This window comes from Flavobacterium sp. CF108 (genome assembly GCF_900129795.1).
Taxonomy (GTDB): Bacteria; Bacteroidota; Bacteroidia; order Flavobacteriales; family Flavobacteriaceae; genus Flavobacterium.
The window spans coordinates 762,704-785,461 of sequence record NZ_FQWW01000001.1 but is presented as its reverse complement, the minus strand read 5'-3'; the positions used below and the strand labels follow the sequence as shown (position 1 = coordinate 785,461).

Here is a 22,758-nt window from a genome sequence, read left to right as displayed (position 1 = left end):
AATTAAGATTACATTTTAATGCAAAGATCGCAAAGCTGAGACTGAAAATTAAAAGTTTGTTTGAGGTTTCTGAAAACTGCGACCGCGACTGCGACTGAAAACTATTTAACTTTAGGTTTCGTTTCTGCTTTCACGGCTGGTTTTTTCTTGTCGTAATTCAAAGTCTCTTTTCTGACTTTCATAGGAACGTTTTTATCTTTTTCTTCCTGTTCTTTTCCTTCTTTGACTAATTTGTCGTTCATTTCATTTTCTTCGGCAGTAAAAATATCGTCTTTCGATTTTATTCTTTCGTCACCACGCCAGACAAAACCTCGCAGTTTACGGGCATTTTCAGGCAAATCTTCTTCGGGGAAAATATCTCCGTCAACACGATTAAAAAACGTAATCGTTTCTACGGCATTATTCTCGAGAATCAGGTTTATTTTACTGCTGACATTTTTATTAATTCCGATTAATTCATTGGCGTCATTCCGCATAAAATAGACGACTTCGGTATTTTTGACGACGTCAACATCGTGGAGTTTTCCTTCTTTAAACTTTCCAAATAAATTGAGTCCCTTGACCTGATTATATCCGGTTCCTAAAGTGTCCTTGGAGATGAGGAAAGTGTTATTAATAACTTTTAATGAATCTAATTTTTTGGTATTGTTATCGCCAATTAAATGCATTAAATCACCTGTAATCTGGCTCTCGCCGTTCCACAAAATTGGACTTCCAATTAGTTTTGTTAAAGCTGTTTTAGAATTTGAATGTATCGAATCACATTTTCCGCTCATGTCGGTTTTATAAAAACGAACATTTTTAAACGCTCTCAAAATTCGTTCGCCTTCTTTTCCGGTAACCATTAATTTTTGTCCGTGAATGTAAACAGAATCGTTTTCGACTAAATTAATAGCAACGGCTCTTTTGGTAACAAACATCGAATCTTTTAGTTTGTAAATCTCCGCATAATGCCCTTTTACAAGCCCTTTATTAATAGAATCCGTGATTTTTACATTTCGCGTTGCCGAAGCAAATTCGGTATTTCGATTATAAAATAAACTATCTCCTTCAATGAGTCGGTCGTCGTATTTTATGTATGATTTCCGTAAAAAGTGAGCGAGGTTTTTCTTGGTGTCATAAAACCCTTTTTCGGTATAAATATAATTTGTTTTACTCGTAATTGTTGATGGACCAAGTAAATACGTATGCCCGGAATTACTGTAATAATCTAAATGATTTGATTTTATAACATATTTAGGATTCGTAATCGTAACTTCTGTCAAAAACTGAAATTTTTTCTCGGCTACAAAATACTTTCCTGATTTACTCACTAAAGTATTGTCTTTATTGATAATTGTTCCTTTTGTATTATAAAAAACTTCCTGAGTGTTTCGGTCAAAATTAATAGTGTCCGTTTGCAAAGTAGCATCTGGTGAAGTCATCACAGCGTCTCCGGTTGCGAAAGCCTTTTTTATATTTCCGCTGTATTCAGCATATTTACTATTTAAAAATAAAGTGTCGCCTTGTACTAATTGTACATTACCAAAGGCTTTAAGATAATTTTCTTTCTGAAAATAATACGCTTTATTACAAGTAAGAACTACTCCGTCGTGGTTTACTTTTACGTTTCCGGTAAGCAAGACTGCATCAGGAGCTGTAGCTTGATCCACATCTAAATAATCAGAATGTTCTATGTTGATTTTTTTTGGTCCCTGCACTTTTTTTGGTGCTTGCGCAGAAATGATTTGAACACTTAATAAAAGCAGACAAGATATAAAAAAGAGTAATTTCTTCAAGTGATTAAATTTTTGTCAAATTTATAAAAAAGGATACAACCTTAGATTGTTATTAGCATTAATTTATCTTTTTAGGTTCAGAGGCTCAAAGATACAAAAGGTACAAAGGTTCAAAGTGGCAAAGACTCAAAGTTTTTTCAGATTTTAAAGCCTTTGTTCCTTTGAACCTTTGCTGCTTTGAACCCCAACGTAATTTATCAACAAAACTATGAACTCTCACGTTGTAGTTAACGATTTCGTTATTGTGAAATGATAAATTGAAATGGCATTCTTTAGAGTTATAAAAAATAAACTAAATTTAGGAATTGGATTTAGATTTCTAGTTCCGAAAAAAGATACGTTTAGATTTAAAAAACTATGATAAAAAGTAAATTTATTGCAGCGGGAATGGCCTCAGCAATGTTGTTTTCGGGTTGTAAAACAAAAGATTTAAAAATGAGTGAAGTAAAAGAAGAAAATTCAAAAGATCATAAAATTGTTGTATACCAGGTTTTTACCCGTTTATTCGGAAATAAAAACAAAACCAATAAACCGTGGGGAACTATTGAAGAAAACGGAGTGGGAAAGTTTAATGATTTTACAGATAAAGCACTTCACGAAATTAAGGATTTAGGTGTAACATATATTTGGTATACCGGCGTACCTTATCATGCTTTGGTTCATGATTATACGGCTTACGGAATCTCAAATGACGATCCTGAAGTGGTAAAAGGCCGTGCGGGTTCGCCATATGCTGTAAAAGATTATTATAATGTAAATCCTGATTTGGCAGTAAATCCTGCCAATAGATTACAAGAATTTGAGGCTTTAATCGCACGTACACATAAAGCGGGATTAAAATTAATTATAGATATTGTTCCGAATCATATTGCACGTAAATACGAAGGGAAAAATAATCCTGAAGGCGTGAGAGATTTTGGTGCCGATGATGATGTGAATGTAGAATATAAACGAGATAATAATTTCTACTATATTCCAAATGTACATTTCGAAATTCCCGATGGTGATATTCCGTTAAACGGAGAAAAAAATGCTCTTGTTGATGGCGTTTTTGACGAAAATCCTGCAAAGTGGACAGGAAATGGTTCGCGTAAAGTAAAACCGGATCAAAACGATTGGTACGAAACTGTAAAAGTAAATTATGGAGTTCGTCCCGATGGTTCGAAAGATTTTCCGGAACTTCCGGCTGGTTTTGACCAAAAATCATATCAAGAACATTTTGCGTTTTGGCAGGATAAAAAGGTACCGGATTCGTGGAAAAAATTTAGATCAATAGCTTTATACTGGACAGCAAAAGGTGTTGATGGTTTCCGTTACGATATGGCAGAAATGGTTCCGTACGAATTTTGGAGTTACATGAATTCTGCAATCAAAATGAAAAATCCAGATGCTTTTTTATTGGCAGAAGTTTATAATCCAAATGAATACAGAAATTACATTCGTTTAGGAAAAATGGATTATTTGTATGATAAAGTAGAAACGTATGATAAACTGAAAGATATTATTCGCGGAAAATCTTCTCCAGATGGATTATCTGATATTCAAAAAGGAATGGCAGATATTGAACATCATATGCTTCATTTTTTAGATAATCATGATGAACAGCGTTTAGCAAGTCCTGAATTTGCGGGAACTCCAGAAAGAGGAAAACCTTTAATGGTAGTTTCAACAACTTTGAGTACTTCGCCAACAATGGTTTATTTTGGACAGGAAGTAGGAGAGGCCGGAAATGAAAATGCTGGTTTCGGAACGCATTCCAGAACTTCTATTTTCGATTATATCGGAGTTCCAAATCATCAAAGATGGATGAATGAAGGAAAATTTGACGGCGGACAATTATCTGATTCTGAAAAACAATTAAGAGATTTTTACAAACGATTATTGAATTTTTCTATAAAAAGCCCGGCTTTAATGGGAAGTTTTCAGGAAATTCAATCGGTAAATCGTCAAAATACAGCCAATTATGATGAATTGATTTATTCAATTGTTCGTTGGTCTGAAAATCAAAAACTGATTATAATTGCTAATTTCTCTTCAGAAAAAACAAGTGAGTTTGATTTAAAAATTCCTGCGGATGTTATTTCAAAATGGAATTTAAAAGATGGTTCGTATGTGCTTGTTGATAAATTATATTCTGAGAATAAAATCTATTTTACTGTGAAAAATGGTGAAGGTTCGGCAAGAGTTAAAATAAAACCATCTGAATCTTTTATTTATGAAGTGAAATAGTCGACAATTAAACTTGTCAGATTTGCTAGTCCTGCAAGGTTTTCGAAACCTTGTAGGTCTTAACTATTTTAGAACCATACCTACAAGGTTTCGAAAACCTTGCAGGATGAAAACTAATTTTTATAAATAATAAAACTATTGGGTTTTAGAATTTTGCTTCCCATTAATACTTTGACATTCGCAGGCAGTGTTATTTCTTTTTTTATACCAAAGTTGATTATAATCGTGATTTTTTCGCCCTCAAAAGATCTTGTGAAAGAAATTTGATCTCCCTGAAGTTCCAGATTATCATAACTTCCATATTGCAAAACTTTTTCTTTATTTCGTAAAGCAGTCAGTTTTTTATAACTGTTAAGAATAGATTTTTTTTGAGTTTTTAAAGCTGCAACATTTATTTCTTTATAATTGGGACTGATTTTAATCCAGCTTTTTTCTGTTGAAAATCCTGCAAACGCTTCTCCGTTCCATTGCATTGGGCTTCGGGATTTATCGCGATTGTGTTCGTTTCCTTCAAGAAGTGCTTCTTTGTCGTTTTTGCCTTTTGCTATTGCCAATTGATAATGGGTTCTGCCTTGTATATCGACCATTTCATTTATGTTTTTGGCCATAATATTATGCATGCCAATTTCTTCGCCATAATAAATAAACGGAACTCCTTTTGCGGTAAGTATTAAAGCAGCGAGGGCGGTGGCTCTGTCTGTATTTCCGTCTGCGAGCCTGTCGATCATTCTGGGCATATCATGGCTTCCAAAAAACAAAGTGGGATAATTACTCATATTTTTTTCCATGCTTTGCAATTCGTCAAAAATACGCTGGGTCGAAAATTCTTTTATACTTCCAAAATTGAAATTAAAAACAACATCTAATAAATCCTGCGATTGGTATTGTTTTAAAACTTCGATTTTATCGCTCCCAATTTCTCCCACAATAAAACGATTATCGTATTCATTTACGGTCGATTTTATAATTTTCATGGCATTTTTTACACCTTCCTGATCAATGTCGTTTAGGTGTTCCTGCTGCCCGTTTTTTATCGGATTATCTTTTGTAATACCGTTAGTCGTCAGGAAGTTTATTACATCTAATCGGAAACCATCTACACCGGCATCAAGCCAAAAGCGAAGTATTTTTTGAACCTCAGCAACAACTTTTGGATTTGACCAGTTCAAATCGGCCATTCTTTTATCAAATTTATGATAGTAATATTGATTGGTTGGTGCATCTTTTTCCCAAGCTGTACCTCCAAAAAAAGATTCCCAATTATTCGGTTCATCCTTCCAGATATAATAATCCCGATACGGATTGTCTTTTGATTTTCTCGATTCCTGAAACCATTTACAATCTGTAGAAGTATGATTTAAAACCATATCTATAATTACTTTTATTCCTCTTTTATGAGCTTCTTTTAAAAAAATATCAAAATCAGCTTTAGTGCCATACGTAGGATCTACTTCATAATAATTGGCAATATCATAACCGTTATCCACTTTTGGAGAAGTAAGGAAAGGCGTAAGCCAAATACCCTTTATACCTAATTCTTTTAGATAATCTAATTTTTGGGTCATTCCTTTAAAATCGCCATATCCATCTCCGTTACTGTCGGCATAACTCGGCATATAGATTTGATAAAAAACGGATTCTTTCCACCATTTTTTGTCAGCTGTTTTTTGGGCGATCGCTGGATTTATATTTAGAATTATTAGAAGAATTAATATATAATTGAAGGTATTAGATTTCATAGCATTATTGTCGATTATAATTGCGAAGGATGGATTAAAATCCATCCCTACAATATGTTTTGTTCCTTCGGAACTCTATATCTATATGAAATTCTGGATTTTAGTCCATAATTTGTACCCAATCTTGTCATTCCGAGGAACGAGGAATCGCACGAGAAACTCCGTAAAGAATGTCGCCAATCTTTGTCGAATCCCGAGTGCGATTCCTCGTTCCTCGGAATGACAAACTATGCGTAAAACTTAATAATTTACTTTTTTTGCTGATATTGATAATCTACTACAATATCATTAACCAGCATCTTTGAACCTTCATAACTTACTTTTCCACCAGAAGGGACTTGTACAATTACAGCGGCACTTAATGGATCCATTTTTATTTTTGCAGATGAAGAAACATTCTTAGCTACAAAACTTCCCGAAACGGTATTGTATAAATCTACTTTAGCTCCTTTTTCAACCTTTACAGTTACTGTTCTACTTGCTGAATATGGATTGTAGTATAAATAAGAAGGATAGGCTTTATCGCTATAAAAATCGGTTGCTAATAAATTTAATTGCAATATTCCGGTAACATTGGTTTCACGAATAATACTTCCAAAAATACCAACGTGACCACTTCCATATACACTAAATTGAGATTCTTTTGGGTTTTCGCCAGGCACCCAAAGGGGACCGTCGCCTTGTGCTACTGGGCCTTTTAGATTTTCATATTCTTTATAACTAGATTGCTTTATGATGCCTTCATAACCAATAACGCCTTTTGAAACTTCTGCCAATTCAGGTATTGTTTCATGTTCATCAGGCATATACTGCGGATAGAAAAAACGAGAAGCATTGGCAGCATTCAGCATCCATTTTCCGATTGCTGTTGCATAGGATTGATCGTATCTTACCATTGGTATAAGCGGCCATGCAGCGTCATAAGTATTCATTAAAAAGCCATATCCGCCGTGATCTACCGTACTTCCAAAAACGCCTGAGATATCAATGCCATTCCAGTTTCCTACCAATGAACCCCATCCTTCACGACAAATTGGTGTTCCGTCAAAAGTCCAAGCCAGCATTTTGTTTGTATCGTATTTTGCACCTTCTTCGGCATTAATTCTGGCCGCTAAATAAGCTCCAAAAGGCATTAAAACTTCATAAGTTGGATTTTTAGATTGCGATTCTAAAGCTGCTAATGCACTTTTAGCTCCTTTTAAGTATTTGGCATCACCAAATTTTTTATAAGCCATATACAATACCCATGCATGTCCGGCTGCAGCGTCTGGCTGGGCACAAATTTGGTTTGTCATGGGTTTCATTTTGTTGTAATCAAAATAGGAGTATTCGTAATTGCCATTTAAAATTACATCGGCTTCATAAAATTTGTCTGCAATACTTCTGGCGATTTCTGTAAAACCGGGTTCATTAGGATATTTATCATAAATGGCATAAAACAAAAGATTTGGATATACATCATACCACCAATCGCGGCCGTAACCTCCGCCCAGTAAAGCAACTTCAGGGCAGGTATTATTCATCATAATATTCCAGTTGGTTTCTTTGTTGAAATAGTTTTTCAACATGCCAACATAGTTCAGGTTTTGCGAGTTGTTTTTGTCGACACCAACTAATGTAGCTCCTAATGTTGCGCCCATTGTTGCAAGGGCTTCATGAAACATTCCTTTATTGTGATCCGGGCCTTGTCGTACATCTGCAACAGCAGTATATAATCCAACAACGGTCTGCGGGTAATTTTTTTTGCTGTCATCCATCCAGACCATTGGCCAAAATTTACCTTTTGCATTAAAATCATAAACTGTTTTGTCAAAATCTAAAGCCAGTTTTTTGTAATCGATAATTTTTAATGGCTGCGGTAAATCAGGCATTTGTGCTACGCGGGGTATTTTTTGCTGCGTTACTTGTGCGGCTGCAGTTAAACTTAAAACTAGCAGACATGAAGTGCTTATTTTTATAAATGTATTCATTTTATTCTTTTTTAATTTAAAGCAGTCTTGCCGCTGCTTCTTCTAATACTTTAGGTTCTGTTTCTTCCTCTGGCGAAAGCTCCAGACCTTGTTTGATGATTTTTTTGCTGATGTAAATGGAGCATAATTGCAATAGTGCGATAATACCAATGGCATATCTTAAAGCAATATCTTCAGATACAACAAAATACAAGGTTAAGAAAGTTCCAGCGCCTAAAAGTCTTCCAAGATATAAACCAGCTTCATGGTTTAAGATATAGGCAAACTCGCCTCTTTTTTCGATTCTGGAAACAATGTCGATGACTTTTAACTGAATAGGGAAGTAGGCTAAATCCATTAAAGGTTTTGCTATAAGCAGTAATAATAAAAAGATTATTACGCCCATTTTGTTAAATAAGAAACCATTTAAACATGCACCTAAAGCAAATAAAATTAATCCAACAGAAAAGGTTTTGATCCTGTCTGATGGTTTAGAAAAACGACCAATGAAATAAATTATAATTGCGGCTAAAACAGCTCCAATGGACTGTGCTTTTCCTAATGCGCCTTCTTCACCCAATATTTTAAAAATAAGCATGGCAGGAGCGGTAACTAAAAACCCTTGTGCCAAACCTTTGAATGCTGCCAGCGATAACAGTTTGTACCAAAGCGGATGAAATTTGAAAAAGATATATTGCTTTTGTACAGGATTTATAAATTTACCTCTATAACAAACGATTGAAGCAATAATGGTAATTAAAAAAACAACAGCGGTAATAATTTCATAAGCCTGATGTTTTTGATCTTCGCCTATTTTTGACTGAATAAACAAACCAATCGCTGCAGGTATTGCAATGGCAATTATGGTATAAATAAAGGTTTCTAATCCGTAATAATAATTTCGATTGTTGTCATTTGTTATGGACAAAGCCAGATAATCGCGATTTGACCAATACAAGCCAAATGAAAGTCCCATAGTAATCCCGGCAACACCAATTCCGATTAAATCGAGTGTTTTTAAGGACATCATAATAATCATCGAAACGCCGCTGAGCATCATTCCGATTGAATATAATTTTTTGATATTGATATGTTTCAGCAAAAATCCATTTAATAAAAACGTAAGCGGAATCCCGGTATAAATTGCCAATTGATATATGACCACTTTTGAAGTGTCATTGGAGTTTCGCATAATATAAGCGGCAACAAATATATCGATAACCGGCAATACTAATGCGTAGACTAAGTTGGTGAAAATAAGAATACGAAAATTATGGGTCTGACTTTTAAAATGATCAATTTCTGATATAAGTTTTTTAAACATTAGCTATTTTTTAAAAGTAAAAGGATTTCTTTAATCGAAAATTGAGCACCGCACACAAATTCATCTGATGCGCCATAATACATGGTAAGTGTATCTCCGTCAGGTTCTACAATATGACCGTTTGTGAATACTACGTTTCCAAAAAATCCGCTTAATTCATACTCTGTAGTAGGAACCATAATGGGCTCTATGGTTCTTGCAATTACTTTTGAAGGATCATTTAAATCCATTAAAAAAGCACCCAGACAATATTGATGATTTTCATTAGCTCCATGATAAATTTCCAGCCATCCTTTATCTGTTTTTATTGGAGCAGCTCCGGCACCAACTCTTTTACTGTCCCAAAGTCCTTTTCTTGTTTTTATGATACATTGGTGATTTCCCCAGTGAATCCCGTCAGGAGATGAGGCGATCCAGATATAATTACCGCCAATATCGACACTGCTTGGGCGGTGTAAAGCATAAAATAATCCGTTTATTTTTTCTTCAAAAATGGCGCAGTCTTTATTATGAGCGGGTAATATCATACCGTGTTTGGTGAAGTTTTTCCAATCGGTTGTGGTACGTAAACCAACACCAACACCGTTGTCTGATACTGAAGTGAAGGTTAGGTAATACGTTCCTTCGATTTCGGCAACGCGGCAGTCTTCTATACCAAAAGTTTCTAACATACCTTCTCCAACAAGTGACGGATAATTTTCGGGTTCATAAAAATTATGTCCGTCTTCACTGCATAATAAGCGCAGATGGGATAATGTTGTCAAATAATCAACTCCTTTGTAGTTGATTACTCTGGCATCTGTCGCGATTAATTCAGGATCATTTTTTGCTATTTCAATAATTTGAATAGAACCGGTTTCTGTCAATATGGGAAAAGAAATAATGTTATCCTTTTGTTTCGGTCTTTCGGCAACGCGTACTACCAGCCAGGTTTTATTTTCATATTGAAATACTCCCGGATTTAATAAACATGTAATTTCTAGTCCTTCTCTGCTTGCTGGGATGTCTGCAGGTGATAATAATGGATTATCTGCAAAACGTTTCGCTATATCTTTCATATTTTTAGTTTTATCTTTTTTAACTGTCTCTAGTTTTAGCTGGAGATCTAAAAAGGAAATGAGAATTAGGCTTTGGCCAAAAACACTTAATTATTTTGGCTAAAGCCGAATTTATTATCAATTTTTAATTGCCTCCAGCTAAAGCTGGAGGCAATTAAAAATTGGAAATAGATTTGTCCTAATATCCAGGATTTTGAGTTAAAAGTCCTGCTGAGGCATCTACTTCTGATTGCGGAATTGGATACAGCATGTGTTTGTCTAAGAAAACTTTTCCGTGCGCCGTCATTACTTCTTTAGCAATTCCCCATCTTTTTAAATCGGGCATTCTTTGATTTTCAAAACCTAACTCAGCTCTTCTTTCAGCAATCAGCCAAGCTTTTACAACAGCTTTATCGCCAGAGTTTGGCCTGTCTGGTAATGTTCCTGCAGGCGGAGGAGGACCAACAGAAGTTACCGGAATTGTTTTGCCCGGATCATCTGGAAATTTCGGATCCTGAACTCTAACCGTAACAGTTGTAACTGTATTTCTGGCTCTTGCTCTAATTTGGTTTATAATGTCAATAGCACCTGAATAATTGCCAGTTTCATTCAATGCTTCTGCTTTCCAAAGTAAAACATCGGCATAGCGAATGAAAACTTTATTGTTTGGAGCGTCATCATCGCCTTTGTTTCCGCCGTCTGTAGTTCCTAAAAGTTTATTAACCCATTGTTCAGGAGCATTTACGGTATATAATTTTCTAGGGTCATTAGGCTCAAATGAAGCTAAGAAATCAGTGCTTGGAGCAAAAAATCCCCATCCAAGAGGTGCGCAAATTCCGTTTCCTTTTCTCGGATCTGCTTGCTTAACATGGTTATAAGAGAAAATCACTTCATTGTCTGCATATTCCTTGTTCATATTAAAGTTATCAAAATAATTCGCATCAAGGCTATAAAAACCTGTTGTTTCTAATTCTGATACTAAAGTAGTTACACCCGCCCAATCTTTATTATAGAGTGCTGTTTTAGCCAAAAGTGCAATAACGGCTCCTTTTGAAACTCTCCATTTTTCTGTACTTGAAGAATATTTTGTGTTCGGTAAAAGTCCTTTTGCTGTTTCCAAATCGGTTTTAATCTGGCTCCATACCGTTTCTTTTGGCGCTCTTACGGCTTTATCAAAAGCTTCCTGATATGTTTTTATAGGAGACAGAATTAAAGGCACATCGCCAAAATTTGTTACCAATGAAAAGTAATAATACGAGCGTAAAAAATAAGCTTCGCCCAATAATTGGTTTTTTCTTTGGGTTGAAATTCCGGTAAGCGATTCAATATCCGGATTTAATAGAAAATTCAATGCAATATTAGTTCTTTTGATACCTTCATAATTGTATTTCCACAATCCGTTTGGACCGCCATTTGTCGAAGTAAAAGTAAAATTATTGATTTCATCCATCCACGATTGATCACCGTCTGGAGACCATTTCTTTTCCATATCATCAGAAGCGATATCATCAATAATAATATCATTTTGAAATACCAAACCTCCGTTCCAATCCCATTCAGCAAGCTGATTTAATCTATTGGATAACATATCATAAGAAGAAGTTACAGAGCTTTCTACAGAGGCTAATGTTGGTTTAGAATTGGCTTGTTCCTGAGTTTGCGCTCCGATGGGATCTGTAGTAAGTTCATCTTCGCAGCTTGTTAAGGCAAGTGCAATAAGGATTACTGTTATATATTTATATTTCATGGTTCGATTATTAAATTTTAAATTTTAGACCTATTAGAATTGTACTAGATTGAGGATAAGTACCCTGATCTATAAAAGAAGTCGATTCTGGATCTAAACCAGTATATTTCGTAAAAGTCAATAAGTTTTGTCCTGATACATACATTCTTAAATACGTGTCGCCAATTATTTTAGGATTGAACGTATATCCAATCTCAAGATTTTTTAATCGCAAATAAGAAGCATTTTCTACAAAAACACTTGAAACCTGACTTCCGCCATTGTCATTTAGCGTATTACGAGGAATTGTGTTGCTTGTTCCTTCGCCATTCCATGCGTTTAATACTGAAGTGGTAGAATTAAACGGACGGCTGTCGTAATCTAAAATTTGTTTTAAATCATTGTAACGATCTACACCCGAAACGCCTTGGAAAAGAAATGACATGTCAAATCTTTTATATTCGGCATTAAATGAAAATCCGTAAGTTATTTTCGGGATTGAACTTCCTATAAACGTTCTGTCATTCGCATTAATCTGTCCGTCTCCATTTAAGTCTTTAAACTTAATATCACCGGGTTTTGCACCGTTTGAATTGGAGTATAAAGCAGCATCTATTTCTGCCTGATTTTGATAAATTCCATCAAATTTTAATCCGTAATAAGAACTAATTGGCTGCCCAACTACAGTTTTGGTATGCGTTTTATCATCATTAATTTCTGAAACATATTGCTGTAATTGTTCTACATTGTTTTTTAAAGTCGCAATGTTTCCGTTGATTCCGTATTTAAATTCGTGGTCATTGTTTTGAAAGTTAGCTCCAAATTCAAAACCTTTATTGGTTACAACACCGGCATTAACGTAGGTTTTATTGATTTGACCAACTGTTGCAGACGGAAGTCCTACGGCTAGTAAAATATCATTGGTTGTTTTATCAAAATAATCGACAGAGAAAGTCAGTTTATTATCTAATACACCTAAATCAAGACCAAAGTTGGTTTGCGTAGTCGTTTCCCATTTTAGGTCAGGATTACCGTAACGCACCACATTTATGATTCCGCCAGTTTCGGTAACAAGAGTTTCATAAGCATTATTAGGGATTTCCTGATTTCCGGATTGTCCCCAGCTCGCTCTCCATTTTAGGTTAGAAACCCATTTTGCATTTTCCATGAATTTTTCTCTGGACATAACCCATCCTCCAGAAACCGAAGGGAAATAACCCCATTTATTATTAGGTCCAAAACGTGAAGAACCATCGGCTCTTATTGTACCTGAAACTAAATATTTATTATCGTATGCATAATTTGCAGAAGCAAAAAAGGAAATAAGGCTCCAGCTTTGTGCAGATCCTGAACTGTTTTTATTTACATCGCTTCCGAAATCCAAATAACGGAAAGGATCAGTTGTATTATTATAATTTGTTCTGCTTCCGCCAACTGCAGATTGGTCGTAACTAACTGTTTCTTCTCCTAATAATGCATTGATACTGTGTTTTTCTGCAAGGGTTTTAGTATAGTTTAACGTATTGGTAAAGGTAAAAGTTGTGGCTTCGCCTCTGTTTTCGTTTAAGCTCGAAGGCCTGTTTTGTCTGCCTTGACCCGGATATAATTCATTTGGGTCGTTGTCATTATCATCGCCATAATTTTCTCCAAAGGCTTTATTGTGATCGAAAGTGATTTCGGCACCAAAATTACTTCTGAATTTTAATGATTTATCTGCCAGAAAAGCATATTCGGCATATACATTTCCAAAAGTTTTAAAAGCAGATCGCACATCATCTGTAAAATTAACTATCGCAATTGGGTTAGAAGTCAGCTCATAATTACGGCTCCATCCGCCATTAGGATTATTATTTAAATAGAATGGCAAATCAGTATAAGGATCATTTGCTTTATACGTTGGATCGTTTACATCTTTATAAACTCCTAAAACAGAAGGACGCAATAAAGCATGTCTAATTACTCCCGGAGCATCTCCGCTAGAAGACATTTTATCCTGCCTGCTGCTTGTAATCTGAAAGTTTGTACCCACTTTAAGGCGTTCTGTAATTTCAGTATTAATATTTGCTCTAAAATTGATACGTCTGTAAGTATCTTTATCTCCCACGACAATACCATTTTGTCCAAAATAACCACCGGAAATTAAATATTGTGTTTTATCAGTACCTCCGCTGGCCGAAATCTGGAAATTGTCTGTTCTTCCTGCACCAAATAATTCGTTTAACCAGTTTGTGTTTGATAACGGAATACCATTAACCTGTCCGTTAGTTCTATCGGTTTGATAAGGGCTTATGGCATTTGCAGGATTATTGTTAGAATTATGCCAAGCCTGATCCATTACAGTCAAATACTGGTCTGCATTTAGCATTTTTGGAAGGTTAGTGGCATAACTAGTTCCTCCAAAATAGTCTACATCAATATTTGCTTTTCCTTTTGCACCGCTTTTGGTAGTAAGAATAACAACCCCGCCCGAAGATCTGGATCCATATATGGCAGTTGCTGCAGCATCTTTTAATACGGTCATCGATTTTACATCAGACATGTTCAGGAATGAAATATCGCGGGTTGCCACACCGTCTACAACATAAAGTACTTCGTTGTTACCCAATGTTCCTTCCCCTCTAATACGTATTTTAAGTCCGTCGCCGGGAGCACCAGTATTAGCCGAAACAGAAACACCGGCAACTTGCCCTTGTAATGCCTGCCCAACATCGGCTACTTTTGTTTTAGATAATTCGCCCATATCTATAGTTGCGACTGCACCAGTTATGGACGACTTTTTTTCACTTGTATATCCTACAATAACAACCTCATTTAAGGCATTAGAATCTGCTATTAGTCTAACATTTATTTCTTTTCTGCCAGATACGGCTACTTCCTGGGTTTGATATCCTACATAGCTAAAAATCAGGACAGCGTCAGTGCCTGCATTAATGATATAATTACCATCAAAATCGGTTATGGCATAAGTAGAAGTTCCTTTTACATTGATATTGGCTTGCGGCATTGGGCCATCAACATCAGAAACTACACCTTTTACGGTTTGAGCATTCATAATGCTTCCCACCATCATTATTCCAAATAGGAATAACTTATAAATATATTTTTTCATCATGATAAGGAAGTGTTAATTGGTTTACTGGTTGGAGTGTTTTTTTTCATGGTTTAAAAGGGTTAGATGTATTATAAAGTTTTACGATAACGATTGAATTAATTATCGTTTATAAAATTAGCTGGTACATACAAGAAACAGTGTACACTATTTCTTCAAAAGTGTACACTGGTTGTTATTGTGTTGGTATTTAGTGTATTGTGATTGTTTTAGCTCTTTGTTTTGTATTTGAGCTGGTAATTTTTTGGGGTAGTATTGTATAGTTTTTTAAACTCGCGGTAAAAATAAGAGCGATTATTAAAGCCGGAACTATAGCAAACCTCAGATACGGTTAAAATATTCTTTCGCAATAATTCTGCAGCGTATTTTAATCTGATGGTACGAATCAAATCGCCCGGCGTAAAACCAAATATCTGTTTGATTTTTCTATACAATTGCGAATTGCTGATGCCTAATTCTTTTTCGATATATAAACTTTGAAGATTTTCATTATCGATATTGCGGCGAATTAGATCAATTACTTTTTTGATGAAGTCTTTTTCGTCATTATTTATGGGCAGAGAAGCCAGATTTTCGATAGGAGTATCTTGCGTAAAATGTCTTGATATTAACTCTTTTTCTTCCAGAAGTTTTTGAACTCTTATCAGTAAATGATCCGGATAAAATGGTTTTGCGATATAGGAATTTGCACCGCTTTCTATTCCTTCAATTCGATGTAGAACAGAATCTTTTGCGGTTAGCATGATAAACGGAATATGACAGGTTTTAAGATCATTCTTGATTATTTTACAAAACTCAATTCCATCCATAAAGGGCATCATAACATCGCTGATAATAAGATCAGGAATTTCATTTTCAATAATTTTTAAAGCTTCTAAACCGTTGTACGCTGTAATAAGTTTATATTTTTGATCTAATAAATCATTAATAAGCAGATGAATTTCTTTTTCATCTTCAACAACCAATATTGCTTTTCGATCGTCTGTAATGTGGCTTAATGATGAAATTTTGTCCGGAGTTTCTTCCTCTTTAACCGGAGTTTCTTCCAAAATATTTTTTAAATGATTAGAAATTAAAATAGGACTTACGGTGCTGTCGAGTTCTTTTTCATCAAACGAATCTTTGTTACAAGGCAGTAAAACAGTAAATGTTGTTTCGACATTTTCCTGACTTGAAACAGAAATTTTGCCTCTTAATGCTGTAATTAATTTTTTTACATACGCCAGACCAATACCAGTTCTGAACATCGTATTATCAGTCTCATTATTTAATTTAGCTAAGAAAAACTGGTCAAATAAAGAATCTGATTCTTCTTTTGAAATCCCTTTTCCTGTATTAGTTATGGTGATATTTAATTTTTCTGAACCAATGTCCTGAATACTAAATTTTAAAATTATTTCGCCATTTTCAGGCGTATATTTAAAAGCATTCGACATTAGATTAAATACTATTTTTTCGATTTTATCTTTGTCAAACCAACCCAATAAAACAGGCGGAATATCAAGTGAATAACTAATGTTTTTTTCGATTGCCCATTCATCAAACAATTCGGCAATTTGTTCGATTAAATTTACCAAATCAAAATTTTTCACATTTACTTCAATATGGTCAAATTCAGCTTTTCTAAATTCAAGTAATTGCTGCGTTAGAAACAATAAACGTGAAGAATTTCGCTGAATCATGTGTATAAATTTCGTGTTTCTTTCGCTGAGGTTTGTTACTTCAGAAAGTTTTTGAATTGGGCCAACAATTAAAGTAAGCGGTGTTTGAAATTCATGGGCTATTTCTGTAAAAAAAGTCAATCTGTTTTCATGTATTTCCATTTCCCTTTTTCGAAATAAGATATTTTGGTTTAAGGATTGACGTTTTTTGTAATAACTCTGAATAAAAAACGCAAAAGCCAATAGGAGCAGGGCATAAATTAAAAAGGCAATGTTCGACTGCCAATATACCGGTTTAACGCGTATATCAACAGCCTGAACCGGTTCAGTCCAGACACCATCACTGTTTGACCATTTTATCCATAAAGAATAGTTTCCTTTAGGAACGTTGGTAAAAGAAATAATTCTTCGATTATCAATAACATTCCAGTCCTTATCAAAATTCTTTAATTGATAAGCATATTGACATTTTTCGGTATTGATAAAAGTCAGTGCCGTCAGTTCTATATCAAAAAAGTTTTGGTTATGATTTAAAACAATAGACGGATGAGAAGTTGAATTTGGCGCAATAACCAATCCTTGATAATAAGGCAGCGGCTGATTTTGCCCGCTTATTTTATCAATAAAAAGATCTGGAATTATACTTGACTCTTTTATATTTTGAGGCAGGAAATAATTAAATCCTTTTATACCGCCCATAAATATAAAATCAGATTTTAGATTTTGGTAAAAAGCTCCATCAGCAAATTCATTGTTTTGAAGTCCTTCATTTTTAGTATAATTCGTAAAGTTTAATTTCTTGACATTAAAATTAGAAAGACCAAAATTGGTGCTTAACCAGAGATTGTTTTTTTTATCACAAACAATTCCGTGAATCGTATTATTAGGAAGGCCGTCTTTTACCGTAAAACTTTTAAATACAGGCTTGCCATTTTTTGTTTCCAGTAAGTTTAACCCCAAACTAGTTCCAATCCAAAGCCTGTTTTTAGCATCGGTAACTAAACACAAAATATCATTGTTGGATAAACTTTCGGGATCATTTTTATGATTTCTGTAAGCATAAAAACGTTCTGATTTGATATCAAATAAATTTAATCCGCCTAAGCGAGTACCAATCCAGAGCTGATTTTTATTTTTTGGAATGATCGAAAAAACAATATTACTGCTCAATGCATTGCTTTGATTATTATTGGCTGCATAGTTTTTAAAATCAGAAACTTTTAGATTATTTCCTAAATGCTCAATTTTAAAACGAAACATGCCATATCCGTTTGTTCCCACCCAGATAAACCCGTTTTCATCCTGATAAATAGAATAAACAGATTTAAAGTAAGAACAGGCGTCACTGCCTATGATTTCTTTCCAGGTAACTAATTTTGATTTTTTTGAATCATAAACGGTAATACCATCGCCATCTGTACCAATAAAAATTAAATCATTTTGCCCTTTGTGTAAACAAAACACTGAATTGTTAATGGCACTGTTGTTCTCGTTGTAATTTTTGTATTCTAATGATTTATCAGGATTTAGATAAAAATTAGGAGCGAATTTAAACAAACCTTTTCCTTTTGTGCCAATCAGAAATGAATGATCTTCTAATTCTAAAAATGCCCTCACAATAGCGCCATCCAGCTCTGGAACCTCTGTTTTAGAAACCAGATTAAAAGGTTTTTTAAGCGGACTTATTTTAAAAATTCCATCGCCATCTGTTCCTGCCCAAAATATGTTTTCGTTTCCCTGAATGAGAACAGTAGTTTTGTTTTTTAAATGTTTTAACCAATCCTTTTTTACCTCAACGCCATTTTGGTCTAAAACAGCATATCCAGATTTGTCCAGAACGATAAGACCGTCAGCAATTTTTCCTATAATTTTTTCAATATGATTTTTATGGAAGGGAAGAATTTCATTGTTTAAAGAATATAAACTGCTGTGTCCGTTTAGTGATACTATAACTATTTTTTGCTTCGAAATTTCATCAAATGATTGAATGTTTTTTGAAATTAGCTTTATTCCTGAAATTGCCTTTTTACCACTTTTGGCAGTTTCAATTGATAATTTGTAGAGATCATTATTTTCAAATAAAACCAGCAATTCACCTTTTTGTGTAAACTGCATTTTTTTTACCGCTTTTTTAGGAAGGTTTTTTGAATTTAATAATTGAAAACTATCGCCTTCAAAATAGCCGATTCCCCAATTTTTTGCAGCACAAAATACTCTTTTGGAAGAGTCCAGCGCCATGTTAAACTCAGATTCAGATAATGGCGAGATATCTTTTCTCGAAAAATAATACCGCTGAAAAGTGCCCGTTTTTTTGTCAAATCGGTTTATACCGTGTATGGTAACAATCCAGATATTTCCGTTGCTGTCTTCGTCTATTTTTAAAATAACCTGATTACTTAAGCTGTTCTCATTATTAGCTTCTGGCCTGTAAATTTTAAAATTACTGCCATCATAACGGTTTAAACCATCCCAGGTTCCTATCCAAAGTAAATTGTCAGAATCCTGAAAAATAGCATTAATAGAACTGTTAGAAAGTCCTTTGTTATTATCCAATTGCTCAGCCGAATACTCTATATCAATTGTTTTAGATGCAGCGTTTTGATTGTGGATAGGTAACGAAGTAGTTTTTAAAAACGAACTCTTTTGAGCATTATTTATAGAAATGGTTTTCTCTTTATTGTCACATGAAAAGAAAATCATTAAGACAAAATATAAGAGAATAGCTTTAATCTTCACTGTACTTTATTTTAATAGCTTCATCCGGCATAGTCATCGTTCTTAGCATATTGGTTTATTCAAAATAGTTAAATAGTTCCTCGTGATACGATTCTTGATTTAAAGAAAATGTTTCACGATGCTTAAAGATATAGGAATATACAATGATACACTATGATTTTTGTCACATTTTTTGCCTTTCATTAATAAAGTGCCTGTGTTTTAAAATAAAAAAAGCTGATACTTTTTTAGTACCAGCTTTACTTTTTATACTTTTTTGACCTTTTTGAGGGCTTCGACATAATACTCGTTTACTCTTTCCCAGTTTATGTGTTCGTAAAAAGCGTCGATATAACTTCCTTTTCGATTTTGATAATCCAGATAATAAGCATGTTCCCATAAATCAATACCTAAAATTGGCGTTCCGGGAATTAATGCGTTTTTCATTAACGGATTATCCTGATCTTCTGTAGTTGTAATTTGTAGCTTTCCGTATCGGTCAACAACCAGCCAAACCCAGCCAGAACCAAATTGTTTCTCAGCCTGACCTTTAAACTGATTGGTAAGATTATTAAAAGATCCAAATTCTTTATTAATTGAACCCGCAAGAGTATCTTTTGGAGCCTGCTCTTTTGGAGTTAAAATATTAAAATAAAGTGTATGGTTGTAATATCCGCCGGCGTTTTGACGAAGTTTTAAATTAGTTAGGGGCATTTTTTTCAAAATATCCTCAATTGGCATATTTTCAAACTCAGTCGAAACAATTTCTTTATTAAAATTGTTTGTATACGATAAATAGTGCTTAGAATAATGCGTTTCTAAAGTTAAGGAACGTAACGCAGGACTTAATCCGTCGTAAGCAAAAGGCAGTTTTGTAAGTTCAAATGAACCCGGGTCTGCTTTTACATCATTTGGAGAACCAATCGTTATTTTTTCTTCTTTAGTTGGCAGCGGAACTTCTACAACTTCGGTTAGCTTATTGTTATCATTACAAGAAAATAATAGAAAAAATGAAGCTAAAATGCTGAAAAGAACAATGTTATTCTTCATAATGTTAATTTATTTTGATGTTAGTGAATTAATGATTTCGATGTAACACTCCTTAGCTTCATCAATCGATAAATGACTAATCTGCATCCAGGCATTCGTTTTAAAAGCATTTCGTAAATCAAAATTCTCAGACTGATTGTAAACTGCAGTTCCAAAAGTAGCCTGTTTGTAAAACGCATAAAGTCTTAACTGCACATCTTGCGGCAGTGAGGCCTGAGTCATTTTCAATGCAATTTCTACAGCCTCATTGAAGCGTGTATCTAAATCTTTTTCTGCCATTTACGCTTTTGTAGCAATAATAGTTTTTCCTCCAATTGCTTTTTGGTCTAAAACCACATTAATTGGTGTACCTAAAGGTAAAAATAAATCTACTCTAGATCCAAATTTAATAAAACCGGCATCAGTTCCCTGAATAACCTGCATTCCTTCCTGAGCATAGTTTACAATTCTACGTGCCAGAGCACCGGCAATTTGCCTGTAAAGAATGGCGCCAAAAGTATCATTTTCGATTACAACAGTTGTTCTTTCGTTTTCCTCGCTGGCTTTTGGATGCCATGCAACCAAAAATTTTCCAGGGTGGTATTTACTAAATTTTATAATTCCGTCCATCGCATAACGTGTAACGTGAACATTAATAGGCGACATAAAAATAGAAACCTGTAAACGTTTATCTTTAAAATATTCACCTTCGTAAACTTCTTCAATAACCACAACTTTTCCATCAACAGGAGCAAGTATGTGATCGCTGTTTCTAACAGCAATTCTTTTAGGATTTCTAAAAAACTGTAAAATGATGATCAAAATCAATAATGCTGCTATCTGAACTAGCATTCTTAGCCAATTGATATCAATAAATCTATCAGCAATTACAAGTACGGCAACAGTAAAAACTGTTCCTAATAAAATAGATGGGGCTCCTTCTTTATGAAACATAATATAAAATTTGATAAAATAAAAATATAATTGGTGCTACAAATATAACACTATCTAGTCGATCTAAGATACCTCCGTGTCCCGGCATAATCGAACCGCTGTCTTTAATGCCGGCAATTCTTTTAAATTTTGATTCGATCAAATCGCCGATCGTTCCAAAAATACTCACAATTAAAGCAATAATGGTCCATATAAGGATAGATTTACCACTAAAAGCAGGACTAGGCTGAATATATAATTTTGATATTAAAAACCCTGCAAAAGCCGCAAAAACCATTCCGCCCAGAAAACCTTCAATTGTTTTTTTAGGAGAAACACGCTCAAATAATTTATGTTTTCCCATAGATTTTCCAACCAAATAAGCAAAAGTGTCATTTGTCCAGATTAATACAAACAAACCTATGATAATCTTTGGATTATAATCATTTGTTCCAAAGGAAATTTTTACGATAAAAAGAAAGGGTAATGCGATGTATCCTAAAAGATATAGATATTTTGAAGAAGTGCTTACTTTTTGAACAGAATCATAAAATAAAAAGATAATACACTTAATAGATACAACCAGTGTAATAGCCAGAAGAACAAGATCTAATTGCTGAATATTAGTTTCTAAATCAAGATTTGATTTAAAAGTATTATTTAAATAAGCAGAGGTTTGTTTATTGTAATGGCTAATTAGTATTATGATGCCATAGAGTAAAATTCCAAATAAAATCGAAAAGACTTTATTAAGGTTTACAATATTTGAAAATTCATAAATGGTAATAATTAGAAAAATCCCAAAGAGAATGATAAAGCTTTCGGTAGAAAACAAGATTGAAGCTAACAACAGAGCAATATAAACAGCACCAGAAATGGTTCTTTTAAGCGTTTCGTTCATCTTAAAGATCTTCTAAGAGCAATAAGTAAAGGTTTTTGGCAACACTTCCGTATTGGGTAAAATCTTCTTCTTTTGCTTTTTCGAAATATTTTATTGTGGTGATATTAGTTGGATAATCTCTCTCATATTTACGTTTAATGGCGCTTAAACCATCACTTTTCATTGGGAGAATTTGACTTGTTGTTGCAAGGATTACAATATTTGCGGGTAATTCGTTTGGTTTGTTTTGTCTAATCTGCTTTGAAGAGAAAAGAATAGAACCTTCATCTGCAATTAGATTTTCGCAGCTTGCTAATAAAAATTTTGGTTTAGATGGGGCAATATAAAATAATTTGTTTTCGTCTAATAAATGAAAAAGAGCCGGTTCGTAACATAATACTTCACTTTCAAACCAGTCGTTTTCTTCTAAAATATTTTCGAATTGTTCTGCAGCTTCCTGATTGTTTTCACAATACAAAAATTTACCGCCATTTTTCTTAAAGTTAAAGATGAATTGTTCGTCTAAAGACAAATGACTATTTGGAGCAGGAGTTCCTGCGTACTCACTTTCGTGTTCTTCGTCAGAAGCAGATTCGCTGGAACCAAATATTTTTTTGAAAAAATTCATTTTTTATATGAAATACTTTAC

14 protein-coding genes are annotated in these 22,758 nt (G+C 34.1%); 1 reads left to right on the top strand and 13 read right to left on the bottom strand.

All coding sequences use genetic code 11. From position 1 onward, the window contains the following. Positions 1 to 101 precede the first annotated feature (101 nt). Positions 102 to 1,778 carry an OstA-like protein gene (locus BUE10_RS03465; protein WP_091291083.1) on the bottom strand — a complete coding sequence of 559 codons (1,677 nt, stop codon included), beginning with the start codon at positions 1,776 to 1,778 and terminating at the stop codon, positions 102 to 104. 357 nt (positions 1,779 to 2,135) lie between these two features. On the opposite strand from BUE10_RS03465, the gene BUE10_RS03460 reads away from it, so the two are divergent. After that, positions 2,136 to 4,007 carry an alpha-amylase family protein gene (locus BUE10_RS03460; RefSeq protein WP_073482358.1) on the top strand — a complete coding sequence of 624 codons (1,872 nt, stop codon included), beginning with the start codon at positions 2,136 to 2,138 and terminating at the stop codon, positions 4,005 to 4,007. A 113-nt stretch (positions 4,008 to 4,120) separates the two neighbouring features. Here BUE10_RS03460 and BUE10_RS03455 read toward each other — a convergent pair whose 3' ends face one another. The 12 genes from BUE10_RS03455 to BUE10_RS03400 all read right to left on the bottom strand — a co-directional run bounded on the left by BUE10_RS03455 (position 4,121) and on the right by BUE10_RS03400 (position 22,737). After that, the gene (locus tag BUE10_RS03455) at positions 4,121 to 5,791 is read right to left on the bottom strand and encodes an alpha-glucosidase (protein ID WP_234984702.1); all 1,671 of its coding nucleotides are present in this window, start codon (positions 5,789 to 5,791) and stop codon (positions 4,121 to 4,123) included. A gap of 203 nt (positions 5,792 to 5,994) precedes the next feature. After that, entirely contained in the window at positions 5,995 to 7,716 is a 1,722-nt protein-coding gene (locus tag BUE10_RS03450) for a glycoside hydrolase family protein (RefSeq protein WP_073482354.1), read from the bottom strand. Positions 7,717 to 7,732: 16 nt separating this feature from the next. Then, on the bottom strand, positions 7,733 to 9,019 hold the full coding sequence (locus BUE10_RS03445; RefSeq protein ID WP_073482352.1) for an MFS transporter: 1,287 nt from the start codon (positions 9,017 to 9,019) through the stop codon (positions 7,733 to 7,735). Next, positions 9,019 to 10,077, bottom strand: a complete 1,059-nt coding sequence (locus BUE10_RS03440; RefSeq protein WP_073482350.1) for a glycoside hydrolase family 130 protein — start codon at positions 10,075 to 10,077, stop codon at positions 9,019 to 9,021. The genes BUE10_RS03445 and BUE10_RS03440 overlap by 1 nt, the downstream gene beginning before the upstream one ends. Before the next feature lie 178 nt (positions 10,078 to 10,255). Further along, complete coding sequence (locus BUE10_RS03435; protein ID WP_073482348.1) at positions 10,256 to 11,803, bottom strand: RagB/SusD family nutrient uptake outer membrane protein; 1,548 nt, start codon at positions 11,801 to 11,803, stop codon at positions 10,256 to 10,258. A gap of 10 nt (positions 11,804 to 11,813) precedes the next feature. Further along, positions 11,814 to 14,894 carry a SusC/RagA family TonB-linked outer membrane protein gene (locus tag BUE10_RS03430; RefSeq protein ID WP_073482347.1) on the bottom strand — a complete coding sequence of 1,027 codons (3,081 nt, stop codon included), beginning with the start codon at positions 14,892 to 14,894 and terminating at the stop codon, positions 11,814 to 11,816. A gap of 206 nt (positions 14,895 to 15,100) precedes the next feature. Then, positions 15,101 to 19,288, bottom strand: a complete 4,188-nt coding sequence (locus BUE10_RS03425; RefSeq protein ID WP_073482345.1) for a hybrid sensor histidine kinase/response regulator transcription factor — start codon at positions 19,286 to 19,288, stop codon at positions 15,101 to 15,103. 246 nt (positions 19,289 to 19,534) lie between these two features. Further along, the gene (locus BUE10_RS03420; protein ID WP_073482343.1) at positions 19,535 to 20,317 is read right to left on the bottom strand and encodes a superoxide dismutase; all 783 of its coding nucleotides are present in this window, start codon (positions 20,315 to 20,317) and stop codon (positions 19,535 to 19,537) included. A 9-nt stretch (positions 20,318 to 20,326) separates the two neighbouring features. After that, positions 20,327 to 20,596 (bottom strand): acyl-CoA-binding protein, encoded by a 270-nt coding sequence (locus BUE10_RS03415; protein ID WP_056206080.1) that lies wholly within the window; start codon positions 20,594 to 20,596, stop codon positions 20,327 to 20,329. Then, positions 20,597 to 21,250 carry a phosphatidylserine decarboxylase family protein gene (locus BUE10_RS03410; RefSeq protein WP_053473543.1) on the bottom strand — a complete coding sequence of 218 codons (654 nt, stop codon included), beginning with the start codon at positions 21,248 to 21,250 and terminating at the stop codon, positions 20,597 to 20,599. It abuts the gene before it with no gap. Then, positions 21,240 to 22,130, bottom strand: coding sequence for a phosphatidate cytidylyltransferase (locus tag BUE10_RS03405; RefSeq protein WP_073482342.1), 891 nt, complete (start codon positions 22,128 to 22,130; stop codon positions 21,240 to 21,242). The genes BUE10_RS03410 and BUE10_RS03405 overlap by 11 nt, the downstream gene beginning before the upstream one ends. A 1-nt stretch (position 22,131) precedes the next feature. After that, on the bottom strand, positions 22,132 to 22,737 hold the full coding sequence (locus BUE10_RS03400) for a lactate utilization protein B/C (protein ID WP_073482340.1): 606 nt from the start codon (positions 22,735 to 22,737) through the stop codon (positions 22,132 to 22,134). Positions 22,738 to 22,758: the final 21 nt, after the last annotated feature.